Source organism: Beijerinckia sp. 28-YEA-48 (genome assembly GCF_900104955.1).
GTDB lineage: Bacteria > Pseudomonadota > Alphaproteobacteria > Rhizobiales > Beijerinckiaceae > Terripilifer.
The window spans coordinates 3,469,737-3,494,238 of the sequence record NZ_FNSI01000001.1 but is presented as its reverse complement, the minus strand read 5'-3'; the positions used below and the strand labels follow the sequence as shown (position 1 = coordinate 3,494,238).

Below are 24,502 nucleotides of genomic sequence, written 5' to 3'. Positions count from 1 at the left end.
GTTCATGCTTTGTTCTATCCGAAGAGCCTTGGGGTCATGAAGTCAGTGGCAAGATGGGCCGAAGCCTTCGTGTCATCCCCGACAGCCGCGCAGCGGCTGAGCGGGGATCCAGGGGCGTGTGACGCATGCTGTTTGCGATGGGTGAAGCGCGTCCCTGGCTCCCGGATCACGCTGCGCGTGTCCGGATGACACCAAGGCTTCGGCGCGTTCTGTCAGCCTGGCGGCTACCTCAGATTTCGCTCAGATCTTGCCGTGGGTGCCGTCGCACATGGGCTGATTCAGGGAGTGTTTGCAGCCACAGAAATAGACTTTCTGGTCCTTGGTGGCGGTGTAGCGCACCGGGGCGAAGCCGGAGCCTTTGTGGCTGCCGTCGCAGAACGGCTGCTTGGCCGAGAGGCCGCAGGCGCACCAGAAATAGGTTTTGTCCTGCTCGACCTCGGTCGCATAGGGGGATTTCTGGGCGATGTTGGGGTGGTCCATGGCGTTCTCCCGGATTGGTTGCCCAGCCGGAAAGCCGTCTGGAATGATTCCAATCTAGAATGGCGCAATGGCCGTGTTTGGCAAGCCAGGATTCCGCGGAGATCAGGCGGAGGACTAAGCTCCCCCGCCGCCCGCCGTGTTCAGCCAGGCGGCGCCGCAGGCCTTGGCCAGCTCGCGCACCCGCAGGATATAGCTCTGCCGCTCCGTCACCGAGATCACGCCGCGCGCGTCGAGCAGGTTGAAGCGGTGCGAAGCCTTGATGCACTGGTCATAGGCCGGCTGCGCCAGCTCATGGCGATTGCCCTTGTCACCCTTTTCCAAGAGCGCCTTGCACTCGGTTTCCGCGTCGCGGAAATGCTGGAACAGCTGCGCCGTATCGGCATATTCGAAATTGTAGCGCGAATATTCCTGCTCGGCCTGCAGGAAGACATCACCATAGGTGACCTTGTCGCTGCCTTCGCCGCCGTTGAAATTGAGATCGTAGACGTTCTCGACGCCCTGCACATACATGGCGAGCCGTTCCAGACCATAGGTCAGTTCGCCGGAAACCGGCGCGCATTCAAAGCCCGCCACCTGCTGGAAATAGGTGAACTGGCTCACTTCCATGCCGTCGCACCAGCATTCCCAGCCCAGGCCCCAGGCGCCCAAGGTCGGGCTTTCCCAATCGTCCTCGACGAAGCGGATGTCGTGCACTTTGGCGTCGACGCCGATGGCAGCGAGCGAGCGCAGGTAGAGATCCTGCAAATCCGGCGGCGACGGCTTCAGGATCACCTGAAATTGATAATAGTGCTGCAGCCGGTTCGGGTTCTCGCCATAGCGCCCATCCTTGGGCCGGCGCGAGGGCTGCACATAGGCGGCTTTCCAGGGGTTGGGGCCAAGCGAGCGCAAGGTGGTCGCCGGATGGAACGTGCCCGCGCCCACTTCCATGTCGTAGGGCTGCAGGATGACGCAGCCCTGTTCCGCCCAGAATTTCTGCAAGGTCAGAATGAGGCCCTGGAAGGACTTGGACGGATCGAGTGCGGCGGACATGGGAACCCCAGAAGAGCATTTTCAGGCGCAGCGGATACCAGATCGCGCGAAGAAAATGCGTCAAAACAAGAAACATGAGCCTTTCCGCTTCTGATCCATCAAAAGCGGAAAAGGTCCAGGCGGCAAAATCGCGCGCAAACTAGTCGCCGGTGCGTGCAGGGTCAAACGCGGCCTTATGAACGCCATATGAACAACTACATAAGGAGTTGTTCAGGTGCGACGGACGAGCTTTGTTTCCTGGGCCAAGTTTCGTGAAACCGAACGAACACTGCCCAGAGAACACTCCAAGTCGGAGGTGTGTCATGTCCCTCATACAACGTATTGCCCGCGCCGGCGCGATCGCCGCAGTCGTCGCTTTGGGCGCAGTGACTTTCTCGGAATCGGCGTCGGCCCAACACGGCGGCCATGGTGGCGGTGGTTTCCATGGCGGTGGTGGTTTCCACGGCGGTGGCGGCTTCAGAGGCGGCGGTTTCGGTGGTGGCGGATTCCGCGGTGGCGGGTTCCGGCCGGGCTTTTATGGCGGCCCGCGCTTTTATCGCCCCTATCCGGTCTATGGCTTCGGCTATCCGGGCTATTATGGCGGTTATGGCGGTTGCGTCATTCGCCGGGTCTGGGCGCCGACCCCTTGGGGTTGGGGCTGGGTGAACCGTCGCGTCTGTTACTGAGCTGCGCGTCAAAGTAAAAGTCAGGGCCATCCGATGGCGGCTTCGCCGCGATGGATGGCCTCGGCCTCCACGGTGAACGCTCCCGTGGGGTCGTGCAGGATCAGCGCCGGCGCGATCCGCAGGGGCGCGCGGCTGCCCTTGATGCCACGCACGAGAATGCGAATCGCTGCCTGGTCCGGGCGCGCATGAACCGCCATCACCGTCACGGCGCCGAAGCGTCCCGCGCACGCGGCAAGGATATTCCCCAGCTGCTCGACGCGATGGATCATGGTCAGCGTGCCGCCGGGGCGCACCATGGCGCTCGCCGCGCGCAGCCAGGGCACGACGATATCGTCGCTGCCGCCTTCCACCGCATGGGCGGTGGCTTTCTTCAGATCAGGCGAAACGCGGTGGCTGCGCCCGTCATACCAGGGCGGATTGCAGATCACGTCATCGAGGCTGTTGTCGTCCAAGCCCGCCGCGTGCCGGGCGCGGGCATTGAGCAGATCGCAGACGACGACCTGCGTTCCGGCAACCGCATTGATCTCGGCATTGCGCCGAGCGAGCGCCGCCATGTCCGCATCCCGCTCCACCAGCGTTAGCGTGTCGGGCCGCAGCCGCAGCGCGGCGGCAAGGCCGGCCGTGCCGATTCCAGCGCCAAAATCGCCGAGGCGCCGGCCCACCGGCTGGCAGGCGGCCGCCAACAGGATGGCGTCGGTGCCGGCGCGGTGGCCGGTCGCCGGCTGCAGGAGCCGGAGGCGACCGCCCAGCAGCGCATCCTCTGTTTCAGTCATGGGTTTCAATCATTGCGATTCAGCCATGCTTGAGCTCGCCGCCATAGCCCGCCTCGGTCAGGAGGCGGCGGGCCCGTTCAAGATCGTCGCGGGGGACCAGAATCCGACGCTGTAGGAAGCCGGCTGAGCCTTCCAGCACGCTCATATGGCCGTCCGCGACGAAGTGATTGATATCCGCAGCATTCAGGAGGGCTTCTATGGCCGAAATCAGCACCATGTCATTGGTGCGCATAAGCTCGATCACGTCTTCGTCCCTCGGATCGCCAATCGGGCGGCTCCGCTCCTCTTGGGCGCATTTGGCGCGTTGCGCACGACCCTTCGCCCGTGCGAAAAGTGCGCGAGCCTCGCACGTGGGTTGTGGCGCCGCAAGCGGTCCGCGGGCCGTGTTTGATCCGCACGTTTGATCTGGAGTGGTTGCTTTGGGTGTCGTCGTTCCCCTGGAAGAAAAGTCGTCGGGCGGTATCGAACGTCTGAATGGCCTGGTGGCCGAAGCCATGGCGGGGGTCAACAAGACCATCCTGGCGCGGACCGGCTCCGACGTGGCCATGATCCCCGAGGTCGCCAACCATCTGATTTCGTCTGGCGGCAAACGCCTGCGCCCGATGCTGACCCTGGCGACGGCCGGGCTCTGCGGCTATGGCGGCGAAGGCCATATCAAGCTCGCCGCGTCCGTCGAATTCATGCACACCGCCACGCTGCTCCACGACGACGTGGTCGACGAGAGCGACATGCGCCGGGGCAAGCTCGCCGCCCGCATGCTGTGGGGCAATGAGGCCTCGGTGCTCGTCGGCGACTTCCTGCTTGGTCAGGCGTTCAAAATGATGGTCGAGGTCGGCTCGCTGCAATGCCTCGACGTGCTGTCGAGCGCCGCCGCCGTCATCGCCGAGGGCGAGGTGATGCAGCTCTCCGCCGCCAAGGACACGCAGACCTCGGAAGACGCCTATCTTGAGGTGATTCGCGCCAAGACCGCCGCTCTGTTCGCCGCCGCCTGCGAAGTCGGTCCCATTCTCGCCGGGCGCGCCAAGGCCGATATAGAGGCCTGCCGTGGCTATGGCGCCAATCTCGGCATCGCCTTCCAGTTGATCGATGACGCGCTGGATTACGGCGGCTCCGCCGCCAAACTTGGCAAGAACGTCGGCGATGATTTCCGCGAGGGCAAGATCACCCTGCCGGTGGTTCTGTCGTTCCGGCGCGGCACGGAAGCCGAGCGCGATTTCTGGCGTCGCACCTTGGAGCGCGGTGAAATCGCCGAAGGCGATCTCGAAACCGCCCTGGCGACCATGAAGAAACATCGCGCGCTGGAAGACACGGTCGAACGCGCCCGCCACTATGGCGCCATGGCGCGCGACGCGCTGGAACTCTTCCCGGCGTCGCAGTGGAAGCGAGCTTTGTTCGACGTGGTCGATTTCTGCGTCAGCCGCGCGCATTGATACCGTTATTATCCCAGCACCATATGCGGGATAAATGGCCCTGCGGTGCAGTCATTTTTGAGACCTGAGCGTTTGCCCCTGGTTCCCGGATCGCACCTGCGGTGCGTCCGGGATGACACCAAGGTTTCAGGCTAAACGTCAATGGCTGAGACCCGCGCTTCAACGTGAACCGCTTTGCTGCAACCTCCGTGTCATCCCGGACACCTGCGCAGCAGGTGATCCGGGAACCAGGGGCAAATGACGGCTGCGTGGACTGTGGGCTCTACTGGACGCCCCAGCCTCCAATGACGGAAACGCCTTAAGCACGCACCTCGATATCCAAGCGCTTGAGATCGCAAGCACGCGCGCTCGTGCCGACATGGATTTCGATGCGGCCGCTGTCGAGGCGCGGCTTCATCTCCATGTCTGGATAAGACAACTGGCTGGCGCGCAGCGTGAACGTGGCGCGTTTGCTTTCGCCGGCCGCGAGCACGACGTTCTGAAAATCCTTCAGCTCCAGCGCCGGCCGCGTCACCTGCGCCACCGGATCGCGGATGAACAGGAAGAGCGTCGTCTCGCCGTCCTTCTTGCCCGCATTGGTGATGTCGAGCGAAACCTCGATCGCGCCATCGCGATCGAGGATCGGGGCGCTGGCACGGGCCTCGCCCAGTTCATAGGTCGTGTAGCTCAGGCCCTCGCCAAAGCTCCAGCGCGGCGTGATCGGCGCGTCGAGGAAGCCGGTCGAAAAGCCGTTCTTGGGATCATGCGGCCGGCCGGTGGTGCGCAGGCCGTAGTGAATGGGAATTTGCCCGACGGCGACCGGCCAGGAGATCGACAGGCGCGCCGAGGGATTCCATACGCCCTTGATAATGTCGGTAATGGCGTTTCCGCCTTCCGTGCCGGGAAACCAGGCGGCGATGATGGCTTGAGCACCGTCGACCAGCCATTGCGGCAGGATGAAAGGCCGGCCGCCGACCAGCACGAGCAACACCGGCTTGCCGGTGGCCAAGATGGCGCGGGCGAGTTCCAGTTGGCTGTCGGGCGGCGCTGGCCTGGTGCGGCTCGCCGCTTCGCCGGAGATGTGGCGGGATTCGCCAATGCATAGCACCACCGCATCCGCTGCTTGCGCAACGGCGACAGCATCAGCGATGGCTTGCGCATCGGTCGCCTCAAAGTCGCCGCCGGCGGCATGGGTGATGGTGCTGCCGGCGAAGCCGGTACGCATGCCGCCAAGGATACCCACGGTTTCGTCGATTTCGCCGGCCATGCACCAGGCGCCCATCAATTCGCTGGGCGTATCGGCGAGTGGGCCGACGACGGCGATGCGCTGGGGTGCTTGCGACCAGGGCAGGAAAGCGTCGCGGTTCTGCAGCAGCACGATCGAACGCCGGGCCGCATCGCGCGCCGAGGCGCGGCGCGAGGGATCGCTGTCAGGCGTCGGCGAAACATCTTCAAGCCCGCGCAGCGGATTGTCGAACAGGCCAAGCGCGAATTTCAGTTTGAGAACGCGGCGCACGGCGCGATCGATCTCGTCCATGCTGACGTCGCCACGTTCGAGCGCCACCGGCAGGCCCTGTTCATAGGCGCCGGCCATCATGTCGATGTCGACGCCGGCCTTCAGCGCCTGGGTCGCGGCATCGGTGAGGTCGGCGGCGACACCATGGGGGATCAGTTCGGCGATGGCGTTGTAGTCGCTGATGATGACGCCCTCGAAACCCCAGCGCTTGCGCAGAAGATCATGCAGCAGCGGCTTATGCGCGGTCATCGCCACGCCGGCGATATCGGTGAACGAGGGCATGATGCCCATGACACCCGCCTCGACCGCCGCTTGAAACGGCGGCAGGTAGATTTCGTGCAGCGCGCGCTGCGAAACGTCGACCTCCGCATAGTCGCGCCCGGCGGTCACCGCGCCATAGGCGACGAAATGTTTGGCGACGGCGGCGAGGCGATGTTCGGGCCGGGGCGGCGCGTCCTGAAAGCCGATGACTTTCGCTTTCGCATATTCGGCATTGATGAAAGCGTCCTCGCCGGCGCACTCGCAGATACGGCCCCAGCGCGGATCGCGGCTGACATCGAGCATCGGCGCGAAGGTCATCTGAATGCCGTCACGCGTCGCTTCCTCGGCGGCTTCTTGCGCCGTGCGCAGCCAGAGCGCGCGGTCGAAGGCGCAGGCCTCCGCCAGCGGGATTGGGTAGATAGTGCGGTGGCCGTGCAAGATGTCGACAGCGAAGAACAGCGGGATCTTGAGCCGCGTTTCTTCCAGGGCGACGCGCTGCGCCTCGCGGATTTCCTTGGCGCCCCAGGTGTTGAGAATGCTGCCGGCGCGGCCTTCCCGCACCATGGTGGCGGGATTATGCGGCCCCGGCGGGCCGGTTTCGACCAGCGATGCGGCCAGCATGGTGAGCTGACCGAGTTTCTCGCTGAGAGTCATCTGCGCGATGAGGTTCTCGATCCGCCGCGCGATCTCTGTCGTCATGATGGGCCCGTTTTTTCGTTTTCCGCGCGTCTCTTCCGATGGATCGGCGCGCGAGGCAAGTACTCAGCGCAACAGGGTTGATTTAACCCACCAGCCAGGATGATCGCGGCGGATCACCGCCGCTGCCCGCGCCGCCGCATGACAATTTTCGAACAGGCCGAAACAGGTGGCGCCCGAGCCCGACATGCGCGCTAGCCGGCAGCCGCGTCCCGCCGCCAGCACCGCCAGCACCGAGCTGATCTGCGGCGCCACAACGCAAGCGGGATCTTCGAGATCGTTGCGGGCCTTGCGCAATTGGCCGAGCAGCGCCGCTGTCGATTGTCCCTCGATGGTGGGATGCGCGCCGTACCCCAGCTCTTCGCCGGGCTTCAGCCTGAGCGCGGAAAACACGGCCGGTGTCGCGACAGGAACGCCGGGATTGACCAGAACCGCGAACAACCGGGGCAGGGGCAGCGGGGCCCCAAGCTCGTCGCCACGTCCCAGCATCATCCGTGCCCGTTGATCGAGGCAGACCGGCACGTCCGATCCTGTGGCGGCGGCAATGTCGTGCCAGCGTGGATCGGCAAGGGGAATGTCGTTGGCGCGCGCCAGCAGGCGCAGGCCGGCGGCAGCATCCGAGGAACCGCCGCCAAGGCCAGCCGCGACCGGCAAGGTTTTCGTCAGATGGAAAGCGCCAGCGCGCAGGCCGGGGAAGACCGCCAGGGCTTGGCGCGCGGCACGCAGCACCAGATTGTCGTCGTCGGGTCCGGCCGCATCGGCGGTGGTGCCGCTTGTTGTCAGCGACAGGCCGTTGCCCGGTTCAAGCGACAGCCGGTCTCCGGTACCGGAGAAGGCGACAAGGCTTTCGAGATCGTGCCAGCCGTCAGTACGCCGTCCGCGCACATGCAGCGTCAGATTGATCTTCGCCGCAGCCTTTTCGACGAGTGCGGTCATGCTTCTGGCAAACGCCTATGGGATGACGGATTAACCGCCATCCATCTTCGGCTTTTCGGAGCCAATCGCCGGCGTAACCGCGGGTGTGATCACCGGGGTGGCCGTTTCCGCGTCCATGCCCTTGTCGATCTTGCGCAGGATCTTCGGCAGTTCTTCCGGCTCGGGATTGAGATCGCGCGCGTGGTTCCACTGGAACTGCGCTTCGAGCTTGCGATCGACTTTCCAATAGGCATCGCCGAGGTGATCGTTGATCACCGGATCGGACGGCTTCAATTCGATGGCCCGTTCAAGCTCGCGCACCGCATCGTCATATTTGCCGAGGCGGTAATAGGCCCAGCCCAGGCTGTCGACGATATAGCCGTCGCGCGGCCGCAGTTCGACGGCGCGCTTGAGCATGCGGAAGGCTTCGTCGAGATTGGTGCCTTGGTCGACCCAGGAATAGCCGAGATAGTTCAGCACCACCGGATTGTCGGGCACCACTTCGAGCGCGCGGCGGAAGTCAGCCTCCGCCAGCGGCCATTGCTTGGAACGCTCGTAGCTGACGGCGCGATAATAATAGATCGTCCAGTCGGCCTTGCCACGTTCCGCCGATGAGGCGAGCGCGCGCGTATAAGATTGTGCCGCTTCGCTGAACTGCTTGCGCGTCCGTTGCAGATTGGCGAGCGCGATCAGCGCATCGGGATCATTTGGCTGATCCTTGACGATGGAATTGAGGTGGTCGAGCGCCTCATCCTTGCGGTCGAGCTTGTCGAGCACGAAAGCGACCTGCAGATCGGCGCTGGGGCGCAGCGGCGAATTGGCCGGCATGCTCTCGAACACGTCGATGGCGCGCTCGTCCTGCTTGATGCGCTCATAGGCATCGCCGAGGCTGATGATCGCCAACGCATGGTTCGGCTCCAGCCACAGCGCCAGGCGCAGATAGATGATGGCGGCGAGTTCGTCGCCGCCCTGGCCGCCACCGGCCGAGGCCAGACCGTAGAGCACTTCGGCGGCGCCGTCGGTCGCATTGGCGACGACGGAGTCGAGCGGCTTGCCGGCGGCGATCTGCTGCATCGCCTGAACGATGACGGGATGGCGGGGCAATTGCTCGTCGAAAGCACGATAGGCGCGCAGCGCCTCGTCGTTGCGGCCTTGCTTGGATTCGATCCGCGCATAGGCGTCGACCAGACGCAGCGTGCCGCTTTCCGCGTCATAGGCCGCCTTCATCCGGCGCGCCGCTTCCTGCGGTCGCTTGCCCAGATCAGCGATCAATCCTGCGTGATAGTCGCGAAACAGAGCCAGACGGCGGTCGGCCAGCTTGTCGGCGGTCTCGAGCGCCTTGCCGTATTCGCCAGCGCCGGCATAGGCCCAGGCCGACAACAGGATCGAGGTGATTTCGCCCTGACGGAAGCCGCCGCCCTTGGCCAGATAGTTGCGCGCTGCGGTGAACTGCCGGGTTTTGATGGCGCGCACGCCGAGCGCCAGATTGGCGAGGCCGTTCTTGGGGTCGATGCGCACCAGCCGTTCGGCCAGGGTCATCGATTGCGGGATATCGCCATTGGCGACGGAAGCAATGAAAGCGCGCTCGATCAGAGCCGGATTGCGCGGATCAAACCGCAGAACCTCGCGGAAATAGGTCGCGGCTGCCAGCGTGTCCCTCTGGGAGGCGGCGGAGAGGGCGGCGAGATAATTGCCCGCCGGGCTCATCCCGACCTCGAATGGCGTCGCTATGGCGCGCGATGGGCGCACATTGGCGGAGCCGGCGGTGGCGAAGCAGAGGATGGCCAGACCGGCCAAGGCGGCGCGGCTGAGGGGGCGACTGTGAGCGGACAGGGCTTTAAGGGGCACGCGCGTCTCTTGCTTGATCGGGGGCGATGGTTGCCAGCAAAGAATGGAAAGCCAGGCAATTCCCGGGAGAATCTCCCGCGAACATGGCCTTTTTAGGCAAGGGCGGCAAGGGCAGGGCAAGGGCGGGGCAAGAAGCGGAGAGAAGCGGCGAAAGGCAGGAAAAGCGATTTCCCTTCCTCCGAAACCACTCTAAAAGCCGGTCATCTCCCTATTTAGGCGCAAAATTTCAAATGAACGACCAGGAAACCAAATCCGCCACCGTCAAAGCGCGCCTGCCGCGCGGCCTCGCCGATCGGACGCCGAACGATATTGCCGCCACCAATCGGATGATGGCGGCGATTCGCGAAGTCTACGAACTGTATGGTTTCGAGGCCGTCGAGACGCCGTTCATTGAATATACCGAGGCGCTGGGGAAGTTTTTGCCCGACCTCGACCGGCCGAACGAGGGCGTTTTTTCGTTTCAGGACGATGACGACCAGTGGCTCAGCCTGCGTTATGACCTGACGGCGCCGCTGGCGCGTTATGTCGCCGAACATTTCGATCGGCTGCCAAAACCCTACCGCAGCTATCGGTCTGGTTTCGTTTTCCGCAACGAGAAGCCCGGCCCCGGTCGTTTTCGTCAATTCATGCAGTTCGATGCCGATACGGTCGGCTCGGCCTCCGTCGCCGCCGATGCTGAAATCTGCATGATGGCCGCTGATACGATCGAAAAGCTCGGCATCAAGCGCGGCGACTATGTGATCAAGGTCAACAATCGCAAGGTGTTGGACGGCGTGCTCGAAGCCGCCGGCCTTGGCGAGGATCAGACCGCCAAAAAATTGATCGTGTTGCGCGCCATCGACAAGCTCGATCGCCTGGGACCGGAAGGCGTGCGCCTGTTGCTCGGCCCTGGCCGTAAGGATGAGTCCGGCGATTTCACCAAGGGGGCGGAACTCGCGCCTGCGGCGATCGAGCGCATCATCGATTTCACCGCCGCGCGGGCTGGCGACAACGCCGGCACCCTGGAACGGCTGCGCAAGACCGTCGGCGAGTCGGCACGCGGCCTCGAAGGCGTCGCTGAACTTGAGACCATGTCGGACCTGTTCGGCGCCGCCGGCTATGGCGATGGCCGGGTGGTGATCGATCCGGCGGTGGTGCGCGGCCTCGAATATTACACCGGCCCCGTCTACGAGGCCGAGCTGACCTTCGAGGTGAAGGACGAGCACGGCCGGCCGATGCGTTTTGGCTCCGTCGGTGGTGGCGGTCGCTATGACGGCCTCGTCGCCCGCTTTCGCGGCGAGCCGGTGCCAGCGACCGGTTTTTCCGTTGGCGTCTCGCGCCTCTTGGCCGCGCTGACGGCGATCCGTTCGCCGATCGTTGCCGGCGAGGCTCTGAGCGGCCCCGTCGTCGTGCTGGTTCTCGATAAGGACCAGGTGGCGCGCTATCAGGGCCTTGTTTCGACTTTGCGTGCCGAAGGCATTCGCGCCGAGCTTTATCTTGGTTCAGCCGGCATGAACGCGCAGCTCAAATATGCCGATCGCCGCCGCAGCGTCTGCGCCGTCATCCAGGGCTCGAACGAACGCGAGAAAGGCGAGATCATCGTCAAGGATCTCGTGCTTGGCGCGCAGGTCGCCAACGCGGCCAAGGATATGGATCGCGCCGAATATCTGGCGCTGAAAGAACGAGCGCAGACGACGGTGGCTGAGGCTGACCTCGTTCGCGCCGTGCGCGAAACGCTGGCACGGCATAGCTAGAACCGTTTAATCAGAACGTGAGAGTTCGGTTCTGATTCCCTTGGAAACGAATTCGAGCAGGCGTTGAAAAGCCTTTGGCGTCATTCCCGATAACCGTTGGGAATGACACCAGAGCGTTTCTCAATGGCTTGCCAAGACTGAAAACAAGACGGCAATAAAGAGCCGCGCACAAAATGCGGCCAAAAAATTTGGGAGGAAATATGAGCGAGAGAAAACCGCAGCCGATCCGGCGTGTGGTCACGGGGCATGATGACAATAACGCATCGAAAGCCCTCTTCGACGGGCCGGCGCAGAATGTGCGCAACAGCTCGTCACCTGGCCAGTTCGTGACATTGCTGTGGAGCACGGATGCCATGCCCTGCGACATGCCCGTTGGCGAGAGCGCCGAAGACATGGGCGCCCGCAAGCTCGGGACCTATCCGCCCGTCAATGGCACGCGCTTCATGATCGCCGAATATCCGCCTGGCAATCATCCGCGCATGCACCGCACCGAAACCTTGGACTATATCGTCGTGCTCGATGGCGAAATCGACATGGAGATGGACGAAGGCCGCATGGTGACTTTGCGCCGGGGCGACACCATGGTTCAGCGCGGCACCTATCATGCCTGGCGCAACCGTTCGTCCGACGTCTGCCGCATGGCCTTCGTCTTGATGGACGCCAAGCCGCTGGGCATTGGAACGCCCGTGCCGCGCGCCGGGGTCGCCGGCGACACTAAGCCGTAGCGTTCGCACGAACGTCTGCCGTCCGTCATTGCGAGGAGCAGAGCGACGAAGCAATCCAGGGCGCGTGGAAGAATATTAAGAAGTACCTGAAGCCTGGGTGTCATCCCGGACACGCGCAGCGTGATCAGGGATCCAGGGGCGAGCGATACAGCGTTCAATCGCCGAGCGCGCTTCACCACAACAAGCAACACTCGTCACGCGCCCCTGGTTCCCGGATCACCTGCTTACGCAGGTGTCCGGGATGACACCGAGGTGTGTGATCAATCGTCCTTCACAACGCGGATGCTTTCGTCATTGCAATGACGGCTGGCGCGCTCGTCCCCCCCGCGTCAACGCTTGCGGGCGTCGAGCGCGTCCTTGATCAGCGCCACTGCCTCCGGCGTTTGATCTAGCGCTGGGCGCAGGGCCTTAAGTACATCGTCGCCGTAAATAGGCTCCAGAACGCGGCCGAGTTTGGTGGACTCGGTACGAAAATCCGTATCTTCCAACGCGCGGCGATAGGCGGTGCGCAGGGTTTCGAGAACAGGGGCGGCTAGATTGGGCGGCGCCGCGGTGATGCGCGCCAGATCGGCTTGCGCCTGGATGAGCGCGACAATGTGCCGGCCGCGGGGATCGCTGATCAAGGAGGACAGTTGCGGCGCGTCTTTGTCGCTGCCGCCGATCTGGGCGATGATGCGGCCGAAACCGTCGCGCACGAACGGCTCATAGACGGCGCGTGCCGCGATCGCGCCGGCGATCTCGCCGCGCCGCATGGCCTGCTGATCTTCGCTGCCCGTCAGTCCGGCCCGGATGCGGATCGGCAGGTTGAGGGCGCTCACCAGCAGATTTGTTTCGACAGAGGACGCGCTGCCGACATTGGCCGTGCCGAAGGTGATTGGCTGGGGCTGGGACGTCAGCTCCTTCCAGTCCCTCACCTGTGACTGCGTCGACAGGACGATGGCGCGCGGATCGGACACCGCATTGCCGATCCAAGAAAAGCGCGCCAGATCGAATTTAACCTCGGGGCGGGAGACGATCTGGTCGTAAATCAGGCCGGTGTTGAACGTGCCGAGGGTCAATCCGTCGGGCCGCGCCGCATAGAGCATGTTGGCGCCAATGAGATGGCCGCCGCCCGGCACATTCTTCACGGCCACTGTGGCGCCCGGCAGATATTTCTGCATGAAGCGCGCGACCAGCCGGCCGTGGGCGTCATAGCCGCCGCCCGGGCCCGTCGCGACGATATAGGTGACGGTCTTGCCGCGAAATGCCTCGGCGCCGTCCTGCGCCATGGCGGGCGCGAGGAGGGAAGAAAAGAAGCTAGCGAGAAAAGCGAGGCGAGGCGCACGGGTCATGGGCAAAATCCTGATCCGCGCCATCTATACATATCCGGGCTTTGCGAAACAGAGGCCATTGCGGCTGACAGAATACGCCGAAGCCTTCGTGTCATCCCGGACACGCGCAGCGTGATCCGGGAACCAGGGGCGAGCGGTAAAGCCTTCAATCACAGCAATGTCGTGTGCTTCAACGCATGGCAACGGGCAACACGCGTCACGCGGCCCTGGATCCCGGATCGCCTGCTTTGCAGGCGTCCGGGATGACACCCAGGTGGGGGATCAATCGCCCATCAAAACGCGGCTGAAAGAACGCGCTGAAGCCCTGGTGTCATCCCGCGTAGCCACTTCGCGGACGTCGGGAATGACACGGAGCCTTCTACGCCCGCAGCGCCGTCAGCATGGCCTCGATATAGTCGGTGCCGCTGGCGATGACGAGCATGCGCGTATAGGGCCGCAGATATTTCATCGATTCCGTCGTCGCCGCATCGCTGTCGTCGTGGCCTGGCACGATCAGCCCGACCAGCGACTTGTTGAACAAGGCGCAGGCATCGGCGATCACTGAAACGGCGCGGGCATCGGCGCCCGTCGTGGTGATCACCACGACGAAATCGCTGTGCTCGACTTCAGCGACCAGATCCATGGTGCGGCCGGCGAGATCTTTCAGCCAGGCTTTTAGATCGCCGCCGCCGGCACCAGGGCTCCCCTCCGCCGTGAAGGCGAGAGAGGTAAAGAAGGCCGCGCCATTCCACTGCTTTTTTGAAATCTCTTCGACGATTTCAGCGCTGGCTGGATCGAGGGCGATGACTTTCGCCGCCCTCGGTTTCGAGTTGGCATATTGCACGCGGTAACCGGCCTCGTGCGCGGTCGTCATCTTGGCCGATTCGCTTTGCATGGCTGTCTCCGCTACTGCGCCTCTAGCGTTGCGTCAGACCGAGGTCTGGCGCACGCCCTTCTTGGCTTTCAACGCTTCCTTGGCGCCGTCCTTATATTGGACGTCACGCTTCAACAGCAGCGCCGCCTGCCGCACCTTGTGATGCTCCGGATTGACGCCCGGCGGTGCGATGCCCTTTTCGTTGAATGCGCGCGAGGCGCGCAACAGACGATGACGGGCCATGATGATGCCGTTGTCGGTGCCGACCAGGTTTTCCTTGGTGCGATCGCAGATCGGCCCCATGCTTTCCTGCAACGACGCATCCTGGATGCCGATGCCCTCGACGCCGCTGAAGGTGCGGCCGGCCTTCTGGCCGGCGCGGTCCATCAGATAGTCGTTGTCCTTGTTGGCGAGCGGGCGATAGGTGCCCGGGATGTATTTCACATGCACGCCCTTGCCGTCTTTCATCGCCGCGACTTCAGCATCGGTGAGCGCGCGGGTCGGATGATAGTCGTAAGACCAGGCCCAGCACGTCTCGTCGTCGATCGGCACCCAGAAATGCCCATGCATCGGATGGTCGCCGCGCGGCGGCACGCCGGAGTAATTGGGCATCACCCAAGGCGTGATGCGCCAGTAATATTGATCGTCCTCGGCATTGCGGCGAGCGCCGATGAGCAGGCCGCCATCGCTCTCCACCACTTCAAAGACCGGCGACAGGTCCTGCATATTGTATTTGTTGCCGCCGGCGCCCTTGAACAGCGGATCGTTGTGCAGATCGCCGCGATGCAGGAAGGAGACGTGGCTGGAATCGATGCCGCCTTCCATCGCCTGTAGCCAGTTGCACTCCTGGATACGCTTGGTCATGAACGTCTGGTTCAGCGGCACGGTCGAGAATTCATATTCCGGCAGCGGCGGCTGCGCTTCCGGCGGGCCCATATAGGTCCACAACACGCCGCCCTGTTCGATCAAGGGATAGGACTTCAGCTTGATCTTCTTGGCATAGCCGGATTCGGCCGGCTCCGAGGGGACCTCGGTGCACTGGCCGTTCACGTCATACTTCCAGCCGTGATAGGGGCAGCGCAGGCCGCACTCTTCGTTACGGCCAAACCACAGCGAGACGCCGCGATGGGCGCAGAACTCGTCGATCAGGCCAAGCCTGCCCTCGCTGTCGCGGAAAGCGAGCAGGCGTTCACCCAGCAATTTGACGCGGACGGGCGGGCAATCGGGCTCCGGCAGCTCCTCGCTCAACAGGGCCGGCTGCCAATAGCAGCGGAAGAAATTGCCCATGGGCGTGCCTGGCCCGGTTTGGCAGAGGTAGTCATTTTGTTCTTTTTTCAGCACGTTAGCGTCCTCCAAGCTGTTTCTTTTGATCCGCCTTGGGCGGTTGAGCGTGGCCCATTCTAGCAAATTTGTCGGTTGACCGGGGTGCCGGGGCCTGTTACTTAGGTGTGTTCTCTTATACGGAACAGCGTTCCGTTATGAGGGCGATCAATAGCACTGCTATGGTCATAAGGTCAATAACGAGAGAGGAAAGTCGGGAGCAATGGCGAGAGTCGATGTGTGCAAAACCTCCGATGTCGATGAGGGCACGGCGCTCCGGGTCGAGAATGGCGATCTGTTGCTGGCGGTGTTCAATTTGAACGGTGCTTTCTACGTGACCGACGACACCTGCACGCATGGGCCGGGGTCGTTGTCGGAAGGGCCGATCATCGGCGACACGGTCGAATGCGACTTTCACAACGGCGTCTTCAACATCAAGACCGGTGAAGTCGTCGAACCGCCCTGCATGATCCCCGTTAAGACCTATCCGACCGCGATCGACGGCGACACGGTTTACATCGAAGTTTGAACCTCCAAAGCGGGATGCGAAAAAGTGGGCACCGGTTTTTCGCAAAAATCCCGCGCTCATCCTGAACCAGAGCTGGAGCGGCGATGGCGCAGCGCATAAAGGTTCCAATCCTCATCCTCACCGGCTTCCTCGGCAGCGGCAAAACCAGTCTGCTGGCGCAATGGCTGCGGGCGCCGGAATTTTCAGGCGCCATGGTGATCGTCAACGAGCTGGGTGAAGTCGGGCTCGACGATCGGCTGGTCGAGACATCGAGCGATGCGCCGCTGCTGCTGGAAAACGGCTGCGCCTGTTGCGCGGCGAGTGAAGATCTCAATGCGACGCTCGAACGGCTGTTCTGGCAGCGCCTGCATCGCGAGATTGCGCCCTTTTCGTGGGTGTTGATCGAAACCACCGGCATCGCCGATCCACAGCCGATCATTGCATCCCTGCAAAGCCACGCTCTGATCGCCGAGCGTTATGATGTCGCCGGCGTCGTCACCACATTCGATGCCCGCCGTGGCCCCGCGCAGCTGTTGCGCCATCCCGAATGCGAGAGTCAGCTGGCGCATGCCGGCGCCATTGTGCTGACCAAAACCGATATTGCGACCGTCCAGGAGATGGAGCGCGCCCGCGCGGCAATCCGATCCGTGCGGCCGCAAGCTGCGATCCTGGCTTCGGGTGGCGCTTCTGCGCCGGCAGCCGCCATCGTCGCCGCTCTCGGGAATGCTCTGGCGCACGGCCACGTTTGCACGCCGGCCTGCCACGATGGACATCACGATCATGATCACCACGATCACGCGCATCATTCGAACGATGTGACGAGCGCCTTCGCGCCGCTATTCGGGCCGATCGCCTATGAAGCGCTGGCCGATGCCCTGCAGGCGACGCTTGCCCGCCACGAGGCCGCGATCCTGCGCGTCAAGGGAACAGCCCGCAGCGGCGCCGAGGGCGCAATCGAAATCCTTCAAACCATGCCGGGCGAGGCCATCGCGCGTTCAGCCTTGGGCGCTCGAACCGACGATCGCCCGGTGGGCATGACATTCATTGCGCAAGGCGCGCCGGCCAGCGCCATCGCCACTGACTTTCTCGCCCGTCTCGGCCTTACCGCGGTCGTCACCGAAAACGCCATCGGAGTGCGCGCCCATGACTGACGTTCGTGTGACTGATGTTCGTATCGACGACGCGTCGCAATCCTCGTCGACAAAAGCCGCGCGCCGCGAACCGCAACGGCTGTCGTCGGTCGCCATGTCGATGCGGTTGTTGAAGGCCTTCTCGGAAGGCGAATCCGAAATCGGCGTCACGGCCCTGTCGCGCAAGCTCGGTGTCGCCAAGAGCACGGTCTATCGGTTGGCCTCGACGCTGGTGGCGGAAGGCATGCTGGAGCAAAACAGCGAGAACGAGAAGTACCGTCTCGGCATCGCGCTGTTTGGGCTCGGCGCGCTGGTGCGCCAGCGCATGAATGTGTCGACCGAGGCGCGGCAGCATATTTTCGCTTTGCGCGAAGCCACCAACGAAACCGTCCACCTGGCTTTGCTGGATGGGGCCGAGATTATCTATGTTTACGATCTGGAGAGCAGCCAGGCGATCCGCATGCGGGCCAATCTGGGCGAGCGCAAGCCGGCCTTCTGCGCCTCGGAAGGGCGGGCCATGCTGGCCTTTATGTCGGAACCCAAGGTCGAGGCGATCGTCGCTGGCGGCCTGACGCAGCGGACGCCACAGACCGACGTCGATCCAACGCATCTGCGCGCGGCGCTGGCCGAGATCCGGCGGATCGGCTATGCGGTCGAGGACGAACAATGTGAACCGGGAATGCGCTCGCTGGCGGCCCCCATCAGGGATGCTGAGAGCCGTGTCGTCGCTGCTGTTGGCATCGCCGGGCCGCGCCAGCGCATGGATGATGAAGTGCTGGCGCGCTTTCTGCCGCTTCTGCTAGATACGGCGCACACGATTTCGTCGCGCCTGGGATACAAGGCCCCAGCGGCTTATTAATGCGGCCTACTGATAAAAAGGATATGGGGGGTACATGCCCAAGATAACGATCAGCAATGCGAATATCGAATATGTTTGCGAAAATGACACCTTGGCTCGTGCCGCCCTGCGCGAAGGACTAGGCTTTCCCTACGAATGTAATGTCGGCTCCTGTGGTAATTGCCGGTTTGAGCTGCTGGCGGGTGAGGTTGAGCACCTGCGCGCCAATCCGCCGGGCCTCAACGAACGCGACATTGCGCGGAACCGTTTTCTCGGTTGCCAGGCGCAACCGAAAGGCGATTGCACCATCAAGGTCAATCTGCGCGATCATTACAAAAGCCAGCATTTGCCGCGCAAAACCGAAGCGGTTCTGGCGGGCATCGATGATCTGACCCACGACATCAGAGAATTCCGCTTCAACCTGAAGCAATCCAATCTGTTTCTTCCTGGCCAATATGCGCTGCTCGGCTTGCCCGGTGTCGAAGGTGCCCGTGCCTATTCGATGAGCAACGTCACCAACCTGGGTGACGAGTGGCATTTCCAGATCAAGCTCGTGCCGGGTGGTGAGGCGACAACCAATCTGTTCGAGAAGGTGAAGATCGGCGACACGATCACCATCGACGGTCCCTATGGCATGGCTTACCTGCGCGAAGACGCGCCGCGCGACATTCTTTGCCTCGCTGGTGGTTCTGGTCTGTCGCCGATGATTTCGATCGCCCGAGGTGCTGCGGCAAGTGCTGCTTTGCAGGGCCGCAACGTGCAATTCATCTATGGCGGTCGCACCCCCAAGGACATTTGCGGCGAGGGCATCCTCGGCGTGCTCGACGGCTATGGCTCGCGCATTCATTACCATCCGGCGATCTCCATGCCGGAAGGCGCCGAAGGCTGGAGCGGCCACACCGGCTTCGTGCACGATATTGCCGAAACGCTGTTTGGCGAGGACCTGGCCAATTTCGAGGTCTATTTCGCCGGCCCGCCGGCCATGTCGCAGGCGGTGATGAAAATGCTCATCAAGGCGAAAGTGCCTGTGAGACAGCTTCATTTCGATCAGTTCTATTGATCGAATTCGAAAAACGCTCCGTGTCATTCCCGACGCGCCGAAGGCGCGAGCGGGAATCCAGGGGCGAGCGGTAAAATTTTGCATCATGACCGCGCGCCACAATTTCTATCAGCATTCCACCACTTGCTTCTGGATCCCCGCTCAGCCGCTGCGCGGCTGTCGGGGATGACACCCAGGATTTTCAATCGTCGGGGAGAACAATAATGTCGAAATTGAAACTGACGCTCGGCTGCTGGAACTATGACCGCACGCGCGGCCTGCAGGATGGTTCGGTGCAGCCCGATGGCATCGACATCAATTTTCTTGATATGCCGGTGGAAGAAACCTTCTTCCGCATGGCGCGCTATCGTGAATTCGACGTGTCGGAAATGTCGCTGTCGTCTTACACGGTCTCGTGCCACCGCGATCCCAAACCCTTCGTCGCCATCCCGGTCTTTCCATCGCGCTTCTTCCGTCACTCGTCGATCTATATCAACGCCAAGTCGGGGATTCGCGAGCCGAAGGACCTGATCGGCAAGCGTATCGGCGTGCCGGAATTCCAGATGACGGCGCCGGTGTGGATCAGAGGCATTTTGGCTGAGCACTATGGCGTGCCGATGGACAGCGTCACCTATCACACAGGTGGCGAGGAAGAGCCGGGCCGCATCGAGAAGATCAAGCTCAACCTGCCGCCCAATATCAAGGTGACGCCGATCGCCGAGGACAAGACCCTCGCGCAGATGCTGCGCGATGGCGAGATCGATGCATTCCACACGGCGCGCAAGCCCTCGACTTATGATGGCGTCAACGTCAAGCGCCTGTTCGAGGACTATCGTCCGGTGGAGCTGGATTATTTCCGCAAGACCCGGATTTTCCCGATCATGCACACGGTCGCCATCCGCCGCGAGGTCTACGAAGCCAATCGCTGGATCGCCCAATCGTTGTTCAAGGCCTTCGTCGAAGCGCAGCGCCGCACCTATCACGATCTGCAAGAGACCGCGGCCTTGAAGGCGATGGTGCCCTGGCTGTCGCATGACATCGAGGAAGCGCGCCGGGAGATGGGCGAGGACTATTGGCCCTACGGTTTCGACAACAACTACAAAGTGCTCGAAACCTTCCTGCGCTATCACCATGAATGCGGACTGTCGCCGCGCCTGTTGAAGCCGGAAGAACTGTTCGCACCAGAAACGCTGGAAGCCTTCAAGATCTGAATAAGCAAAGGGCCCGGTTCTGTGAACCGGGCCCTCTCGTTTCAGGTCGTCTCTAACGTCAAGCGGCCTTTGGCGGCAGCGTTTCCAGCTCGGTCTTGTAGGCCTCGTCCATCTTTGGCGTCAGGCCGTTCTTCGACAATTCCTGCGTGAACATATCGCGCACGAGCGGCGTTTCGTCGGCATAGTCGATCTGATCGCCGCCGATGCGCCGGCTGATCCAAGCCTTGGGCACGCCCTGGCCGTTACGGATCGAAACCACCTCGTGCTTGAAGGCCAGATAGCGCGCCGGCGTCGTGCCGGTGTTGAAATGCTGGTGGAACCACAGGTTCGGCGGCACGATCATGGTGCCGACTTCCCAATCGTAGCGGCGCGGTTCTTCGCCTTCGGGCCACATCAGCGAATAGCCTTCGCCCGACAGGATGATCACATGCGCGCCTGGGCCGTGGCAGTGGCCTTTCTTGTAGGTGCCGATGGGGAATTGCGAGATGTGGCTGTTCATCGAGCCCTTGGCCATGTTGAAACGGATGTGGCCACCGCCAGCGCCGCGCTCCTTGGCCGAGATCAGCGGCAGGTTCACCGCATCGGGTACGAAATTGGTTTCGAGCAACAGACCCTTCTGCTCGCCCTTGGCGCTGAAGTAATCAGGCTCGCCGGCGAAGCGGCTCTTGAAGTCATGCTTGGTGTTGAAGACGAAATCGATGTCTTCATAGAGATTGATCACCGGCGGCGCATTGGTGACCGAGACGAAGCGCGCCGGCTCCTGGCCCGAGCCGTTGAAGTGCTGATGCCAGGCGTTCAGCGGGATGGCGAAGAGAGCGCCGGCCTTCCACTCGAAGGTGATCTTCTTGCCGGCATCGTTCCACACGCTGGTCGAGCCGCGTCCGTCGAGCACCAGGATCATCTCTTCGAACAGCTGGCGCTGCGGTTCCAGCTTCTTGCCCGGCGCGATCTCACAGACATAGCAATCGTTGGAGGTGCGCGAGGCCTCGTGATTGATGAAGATGCCTTTGCCGCCACGCCGCGCCCAGGGTTTCAGCTCGACCGTGCGCAGATTGCGGACATAATGGGCGCCGATGATATCGAGCCCTTCTTCGCGCACCCAGCGCAGATAGGGCGTATCCTTCTCGGTCGCGAATTTCTTGGCGAGATCGTCGGATACGATTGCGTCCTTGGCCATTTCCTTCTCCGTCTTTCTTGGTTGAGTGTTGGGTTAAAATAAATCCTAGGCGTGTGTGCTGAGGGTGTCAGCGATAGCGATACATTTCTCCGGGTCGATGCGGATATAGAGCGGTGCGCCATCGGGCGCGTGCAGCGAGGGGTGCGAGCGCGATTGCAGCATGGCTTCGCCCACCCGCACTTGAACGTCGAGGAAATCGCCGAGAAACACCGTAGCGTCGGCGGTGCCGGCAAGCTTGTTGGCGGCGGCCGCGCCGAAGGGCTGTTCCGACAATTCGATATCTTCGGGGCGGATCGAGATCGAGGCTTTTGCGCCGGCTGACAATTCGGCCTCGCTCTTCACCAGAATATCGCCGGCCGGCGTTTCGATCAGCCAGCGCCGTGTGGCCTGATCGAGCCCCTTAACGCGACCTTCGAGGAAATTGGTGGTGCCGATGAAGTCGGCGACGAATTTCGTGCGCGGACGGTTGTAGATGTCGTGCGGCGAGCCGATCTGGACGATGCGGCCTTCGTTCATCACGGCGATTTCATGGGACAGCGCCAGCGCTTCGCCCTGGTCGTGGGTGACATAGATGGTCGTCAGGCCATTGTCGCGCTGGATGCGCTTTAGCTCGAAGCGCATGCGATCGCGCAATTTGGCATCGAGGTTGGACAGCGGCTCGTCGAGCAGCAGCAGTTCCGGTTCCATCACCAGGGCGCGTGCCAGGGCCAGGCGCTGCTGCTGGCCGCCGGAGAGCTTGGTGGCGTCCCGCTCGGCCAGATGATCGAGCGCCACCGCCTGCAGCACGCCCATCACCTTGTCTTGGATCTGCCGTTTCGAAGGCCGGTCACGGCGCACCTGCAGCGGAAAGGCGGCATTGGCGAAGACGCTCATATGCGGCCAGATGGCATAGGACTGGAACACCATGCCGAAGTTGCGCTTGTTGGGCGCCACGAAGATATTGCCCTGGGAGGCATAGACCAGTTTGCCGTTGACCTCGATCTCGCCTGACGTCGGCCGTTCGAGCCCGGCGATGGAGCGCAAGGTGGTGGTCTTGCCGCAGCCGGAAGGCCCTAGCAGCGTGAAGAATTTGCCCTTCGGCACATCGAAGGTCACGTCTTGAGCAGCGCGCACGGGTGGCCCCTTCGGGGTTTTATACTCCGTATTGAGCCGTCTGACGCTGAGCACCGTGTCCTCCCTCCGGTCCGTTTTATGCGCTCGGTCCGCGGCCGGCGCAAGCCGGCGGCAGATCAGCCTTTGCGATGGTGGTCGTGGTGATGATGATCATGGCCATGTGTATGATCATGTGCATGATCATGGCTATGTGTGTGTCCGTGATCATGATGCCCGTGACCATGGTGATGGTCGTGCGCATGGCCGTGATGGTGGTGACCGGCGTCGTGTTCGCGGTGATGGATGATTTCGCGGGCGCGGGGACCGCGCGGGTCCTCGCTGAACACCAGCGATTTGATGGTCACCGGAACCGTATAGGAGGGGATACGGAGCTTGCCGAGATCGATATAGTCGAAGTCCGCCAGCATCACGCCGTCGATAACCAATATCTCGTTGGCGATGCCGCAATCCTCGCGCAAGACGGCGCCAAGTGTTTGGGCGACGTCGCCATCGAGCATGAGATAGAGCGGACGGCCAGCGGCGATCCGGTCAGCCAGTGCCAGCGCGACACCTTGGGCAAAACCGAGGATGCGTTCATAGGCCGGCGCGCCGGTCCAACGCAGCGCCAAGGCCACGTCCTGGGTGATGTCTTCGAGATCGAAGGCTTTCAGATGCCCGGTAATCGCCCGCGCGAGTGCTGCGGAATCGACCTCCTCGCCGAGTTCGAACGGCGGTTGCACCACCTGCAGGTTGCGCCGTGGCAGCAGCGCGCCAGGGCTGGAGATATAGCTCGTATTGCCGGAGAGCTGGACGCTGTATTCGGAGGCGCCGAGCGCCGTGGCGCGGATACATTCATGGGCCGGCAACAGCGGCCAGGGCAGACGCCCAGCGGCGATACGTTGGCGGATGGCTGTGCCGAGCCTGCGGCCCATGTCCTGGAAATCGCGTTGTTCGCGATCATAGACATATTCGCCGACGCCGCCGGAGAACATTACGCCCGCCACATCGCCGAAATCGACGATCGGGTCGGTCAGGTAGAGATGTTCGATATCGTGCGGGAGCGGCCGTGCCGTCAGCGCCGCGATCAGGGTCTCGGCCATGCCATCGGCCACCTGATCGAGGTCGGCGTCGCTGGCCGCAGCGCCAAGCGCCCAGTCGAAGCCGGCGCGCCGCGCATGGGTGCGCCCGGCAGGATCAAGACGGACGATCCGGCCGCCCTCGGTCACCTGCAGACGGCCGCCGATATGGACGGCAGCGGTTGAGATCACCTTGCCGCCTTCGAGCACGCCGATCTTGGTCGTGCCGCCGCCGATGTCGATGTTGAGTACGCGCTTGCCAAGATCGAGGGAAGCCTGCGCCGCGCCCGAGCCATAGGCGGCCAGCATCGATTCCATGTGGTGGCCGGCGGTGGCGCAGACGAACTCGCCGCCCTGCTGTGACAATAGCGCTGAGATCGCCTGGGCGTTCTCGCGCCGCAGCGCCTCACCCGTGAGGATGACGGCGCCGGTGTCCACGTCGGCAGCGGCGATGCCGGCCTGCTGGTAGGCGTCTGTGATGATTTCGCGCAGCTTGGCGTCATCAATGCGCGTCTCGCTGGCATAGGGCGTCAGCGCCACGGGCGAGAGGTAAAGTGTCTCACGCGAGACGACATAATAGCGGCTGGTCAGATCCTCGGCGAGGCGGCGCAGGTGAATGCGCGAGAAGATTACCTGCGTGCCGGACGAGCCGATATCGATGCCGACGCTGGTCAGATGGACATTGTCCTGAATCCAGAGCGGATTTTCTTCCAGCGGGCCATCGAGCTCGAAATCGTCGTGCTCGTGATCGGCATCAGCGTCGTGCTCATGGTCATAGGCTTGTCCCATGGCATGCTCAGCGAGGCTATGCGCTGCAGGCTTCTTGTCGTTGTCTCCCATGTCGTTCCTCGGTCGGCACAAGCATTATAATTCAGCT

The 24,502-nt window shown here is 62.7% G+C and carries 22 protein-coding genes; 9 read left to right on the top strand and 13 right to left on the bottom strand.

The window, feature by feature from the left end:
• Positions 1–240: 240 nt before the first annotated feature.
• Together BLW50_RS16495 and BLW50_RS16490 are read right to left on the bottom strand one after the other, a co-directional pair.
• The gene (locus tag BLW50_RS16495; RefSeq protein WP_090704510.1) at positions 241–480 is read right to left on the bottom strand and encodes a CDGSH iron-sulfur domain-containing protein; all 240 of its coding nucleotides are present in this window, start codon (positions 478–480) and stop codon (positions 241–243) included.
• 114 nt (positions 481–594) lie between these two features.
• Positions 595–1,509 (bottom strand): glycine--tRNA ligase subunit alpha, encoded by a 915-nt coding sequence (locus BLW50_RS16490; protein WP_090704508.1) that lies wholly within the window; start codon positions 1,507–1,509, stop codon positions 595–597.
• Between the two features lie 302 nt (positions 1,510–1,811).
• On the opposite strand from BLW50_RS16490, the gene BLW50_RS30400 reads away from it, so the two are divergent.
• Positions 1,812–2,174: a sulfur globule protein precursor gene (locus BLW50_RS30400; protein ID WP_139267644.1), complete on the top strand. Its 363-nt coding sequence runs from the start codon at positions 1,812–1,814 to the stop codon at positions 2,172–2,174.
• A 20-nt stretch (positions 2,175–2,194) separates the two neighbouring features.
• Here the strand turns inward: BLW50_RS30400 and BLW50_RS16480 are convergent, their stop codons facing one another.
• Both BLW50_RS16480 and BLW50_RS16475 read right to left on the bottom strand, forming a co-directional pair.
• Positions 2,195–2,947 carry a tRNA1(Val) (adenine(37)-N6)-methyltransferase gene (locus tag BLW50_RS16480; RefSeq protein WP_090704506.1) on the bottom strand — a complete coding sequence of 251 codons (753 nt, stop codon included), beginning with the start codon at positions 2,945–2,947 and terminating at the stop codon, positions 2,195–2,197.
• Between the two features lie 19 nt (positions 2,948–2,966).
• Positions 2,967–3,191, bottom strand: coding sequence for a putative signal transducing protein (locus BLW50_RS16475; protein WP_090704504.1), 225 nt, complete (start codon positions 3,189–3,191; stop codon positions 2,967–2,969).
• Between the two features lie 175 nt (positions 3,192–3,366).
• On the opposite strand from BLW50_RS16475, the gene BLW50_RS16470 reads away from it, so the two are divergent.
• Positions 3,367–4,377 (top strand): polyprenyl synthetase family protein, encoded by a 1,011-nt coding sequence (locus tag BLW50_RS16470; protein ID WP_090704502.1) that lies wholly within the window; start codon positions 3,367–3,369, stop codon positions 4,375–4,377.
• A gap of 298 nt (positions 4,378–4,675) precedes the next feature.
• Here BLW50_RS16470 and BLW50_RS16465 read toward each other — a convergent pair whose 3' ends face one another.
• The 3 genes from BLW50_RS16465 to BLW50_RS16455 form a co-directional block, all read right to left on the bottom strand.
• Positions 4,676–6,832, bottom strand: a complete 2,157-nt coding sequence (locus BLW50_RS16465; RefSeq protein WP_090704500.1) for a glycoside hydrolase family 3 N-terminal domain-containing protein — start codon at positions 6,830–6,832, stop codon at positions 4,676–4,678.
• Between the two features lie 63 nt (positions 6,833–6,895).
• Entirely contained in the window at positions 6,896–7,765 is an 870-nt protein-coding gene (locus BLW50_RS16460; RefSeq protein ID WP_090704498.1) for a 4-(cytidine 5'-diphospho)-2-C-methyl-D-erythritol kinase, read from the bottom strand.
• 30 nt (positions 7,766–7,795) lie between these two features.
• Complete coding sequence (locus tag BLW50_RS16455; protein WP_244544273.1) at positions 7,796–9,592, bottom strand: tetratricopeptide repeat protein; 1,797 nt, start codon at positions 9,590–9,592, stop codon at positions 7,796–7,798.
• A gap of 230 nt (positions 9,593–9,822) precedes the next feature.
• Here BLW50_RS16455 and hisS point away from each other — a divergent pair, with 230 nt between their 5' ends.
• Together hisS and BLW50_RS16445 are read left to right on the top strand one after the other, a co-directional pair.
• On the top strand, positions 9,823–11,325 hold the full coding sequence (gene hisS / locus BLW50_RS16450; protein WP_090704496.1) for a histidine--tRNA ligase: 1,503 nt from the start codon (positions 9,823–9,825) through the stop codon (positions 11,323–11,325).
• Between the two features lie 200 nt (positions 11,326–11,525).
• Positions 11,526–12,050 carry a cupin domain-containing protein gene (locus BLW50_RS16445; protein WP_170850200.1) on the top strand — a complete coding sequence of 175 codons (525 nt, stop codon included), beginning with the start codon at positions 11,526–11,528 and terminating at the stop codon, positions 12,048–12,050.
• 329 nt (positions 12,051–12,379) lie between these two features.
• Here BLW50_RS16445 and BLW50_RS16440 read toward each other — a convergent pair whose 3' ends face one another.
• The 3 genes from BLW50_RS16440 to BLW50_RS16430 form a co-directional block, all read right to left on the bottom strand.
• Positions 12,380–13,381: a Bug family tripartite tricarboxylate transporter substrate binding protein gene (locus BLW50_RS16440; protein ID WP_170850199.1), complete on the bottom strand. Its 1,002-nt coding sequence runs from the start codon at positions 13,379–13,381 to the stop codon at positions 12,380–12,382.
• A 358-nt stretch (positions 13,382–13,739) separates the two neighbouring features.
• Positions 13,740–14,255, bottom strand: a complete 516-nt coding sequence (locus BLW50_RS16435) for a hypothetical protein (RefSeq protein WP_090704490.1) — start codon at positions 14,253–14,255, stop codon at positions 13,740–13,742.
• 33 nt (positions 14,256–14,288) lie between these two features.
• Positions 14,289–15,575, bottom strand: a complete 1,287-nt coding sequence (locus BLW50_RS16430; RefSeq protein WP_090704488.1) for an aromatic ring-hydroxylating dioxygenase subunit alpha — start codon at positions 15,573–15,575, stop codon at positions 14,289–14,291.
• A gap of 202 nt (positions 15,576–15,777) precedes the next feature.
• Between BLW50_RS16430 and BLW50_RS16425 the strand changes: the two genes are divergently transcribed.
• From BLW50_RS16425 to BLW50_RS16405, 5 genes are all read left to right on the top strand, one after another.
• Positions 15,778–16,083: a Rieske (2Fe-2S) protein gene (locus BLW50_RS16425; RefSeq protein ID WP_090704486.1), complete on the top strand. Its 306-nt coding sequence runs from the start codon at positions 15,778–15,780 to the stop codon at positions 16,081–16,083.
• An 83-nt stretch (positions 16,084–16,166) separates the two neighbouring features.
• Entirely contained in the window at positions 16,167–17,213 is a 1,047-nt protein-coding gene (locus BLW50_RS16420) for a CobW family GTP-binding protein (RefSeq protein WP_090704484.1), read from the top strand.
• Complete coding sequence (locus tag BLW50_RS16415; protein WP_090704482.1) at positions 17,206–18,051, top strand: IclR family transcriptional regulator; 846 nt, start codon at positions 17,206–17,208, stop codon at positions 18,049–18,051. The genes BLW50_RS16420 and BLW50_RS16415 overlap by 8 nt, the downstream gene beginning before the upstream one ends.
• Before the next feature lie 34 nt (positions 18,052–18,085).
• On the top strand, positions 18,086–19,090 hold the full coding sequence (locus BLW50_RS16410) for an FAD-binding oxidoreductase (RefSeq protein ID WP_090704480.1): 1,005 nt from the start codon (positions 18,086–18,088) through the stop codon (positions 19,088–19,090).
• A gap of 203 nt (positions 19,091–19,293) precedes the next feature.
• Complete coding sequence (locus tag BLW50_RS16405) at positions 19,294–20,280, top strand: ABC transporter substrate-binding protein (protein WP_090704478.1); 987 nt, start codon at positions 19,294–19,296, stop codon at positions 20,278–20,280.
• A gap of 58 nt (positions 20,281–20,338) precedes the next feature.
• Here BLW50_RS16405 and BLW50_RS16400 read toward each other — a convergent pair whose 3' ends face one another.
• The 3 genes from BLW50_RS16400 to BLW50_RS16390 form a co-directional block, all read right to left on the bottom strand.
• Positions 20,339–21,457 (bottom strand): cupin domain-containing protein, encoded by a 1,119-nt coding sequence (locus BLW50_RS16400; protein ID WP_090704475.1) that lies wholly within the window; start codon positions 21,455–21,457, stop codon positions 20,339–20,341.
• A 45-nt stretch (positions 21,458–21,502) separates the two neighbouring features.
• A complete protein-coding gene (locus BLW50_RS16395) occupies positions 21,503–22,624 on the bottom strand; it encodes an ABC transporter ATP-binding protein (RefSeq protein ID WP_090704473.1) in 1,122 nt (373 codons plus the stop codon).
• Between the two features lie 62 nt (positions 22,625–22,686).
• Positions 22,687–24,465 carry an ethanolamine ammonia-lyase reactivating factor EutA gene (locus BLW50_RS16390; RefSeq protein WP_090704471.1) on the bottom strand — a complete coding sequence of 593 codons (1,779 nt, stop codon included), beginning with the start codon at positions 24,463–24,465 and terminating at the stop codon, positions 22,687–22,689.
• Positions 24,466–24,502 lie beyond the last annotated feature (37 nt).

What these genes read in the sequence shown, in the direction of transcription:
- BLW50_RS16495 (WP_090704510.1), bottom strand. Translation starts at nt 480, where the DNA reads ATGGACCACCCCAACATCGCCCAGAAATCCCCCTATGCGACCGAGGTC.
- BLW50_RS16490 (WP_090704508.1), bottom strand. Translation starts at nt 1,509, where the DNA reads ATGTCCGCCGCACTCGATCCGTCCAAGTCCTTCCAGGGCCTCATTCTG.
- BLW50_RS30400 (WP_139267644.1), top strand. Translation starts at nt 1,812, where the DNA reads ATGTCCCTCATACAACGTATTGCCCGCGCCGGCGCGATCGCCGCAGTC.
- BLW50_RS16480 (WP_090704506.1), bottom strand. Translation starts at nt 2,947, where the DNA reads ATGACTGAAACAGAGGATGCGCTGCTGGGCGGTCGCCTCCGGCTCCTG.
- BLW50_RS16465 (WP_090704500.1), bottom strand. Translation starts at nt 6,832, where the DNA reads ATGACGACAGAGATCGCGCGGCGGATCGAGAACCTCATCGCGCAGATG.
- BLW50_RS16460 (WP_090704498.1), bottom strand. Translation starts at nt 7,765, where the DNA reads ATGACCGCACTCGTCGAAAAGGCTGCGGCGAAGATCAATCTGACGCTG.
- hisS (WP_090704496.1), top strand. Translation starts at nt 9,823, where the DNA reads ATGAACGACCAGGAAACCAAATCCGCCACCGTCAAAGCGCGCCTGCCG.
- BLW50_RS16445 (WP_170850200.1), top strand. Translation starts at nt 11,526, where the DNA reads ATGAGCGAGAGAAAACCGCAGCCGATCCGGCGTGTGGTCACGGGGCAT.
- BLW50_RS16440 (WP_170850199.1), bottom strand. Translation starts at nt 13,381, where the DNA reads ATGACCCGTGCGCCTCGCCTCGCTTTTCTCGCTAGCTTCTTTTCTTCC.
- BLW50_RS16435 (WP_090704490.1), bottom strand. Translation starts at nt 14,255, where the DNA reads ATGCAAAGCGAATCGGCCAAGATGACGACCGCGCACGAGGCCGGTTAC.
- BLW50_RS16425 (WP_090704486.1), top strand. Translation starts at nt 15,778, where the DNA reads ATGGCGAGAGTCGATGTGTGCAAAACCTCCGATGTCGATGAGGGCACG.
- BLW50_RS16420 (WP_090704484.1), top strand. Translation starts at nt 16,167, where the DNA reads ATGGCGCAGCGCATAAAGGTTCCAATCCTCATCCTCACCGGCTTCCTC.
- BLW50_RS16415 (WP_090704482.1), top strand. Translation starts at nt 17,206, where the DNA reads ATGACTGACGTTCGTGTGACTGATGTTCGTATCGACGACGCGTCGCAA.
- BLW50_RS16410 (WP_090704480.1), top strand. Translation starts at nt 18,086, where the DNA reads ATGCCCAAGATAACGATCAGCAATGCGAATATCGAATATGTTTGCGAA.
- BLW50_RS16405 (WP_090704478.1), top strand. Translation starts at nt 19,294, where the DNA reads ATGTCGAAATTGAAACTGACGCTCGGCTGCTGGAACTATGACCGCACG.
- BLW50_RS16400 (WP_090704475.1), bottom strand. Translation starts at nt 21,457, where the DNA reads ATGGCCAAGGACGCAATCGTATCCGACGATCTCGCCAAGAAATTCGCG.
- BLW50_RS16390 (WP_090704471.1), bottom strand. Translation starts at nt 24,465, where the DNA reads ATGGGAGACAACGACAAGAAGCCTGCAGCGCATAGCCTCGCTGAGCAT.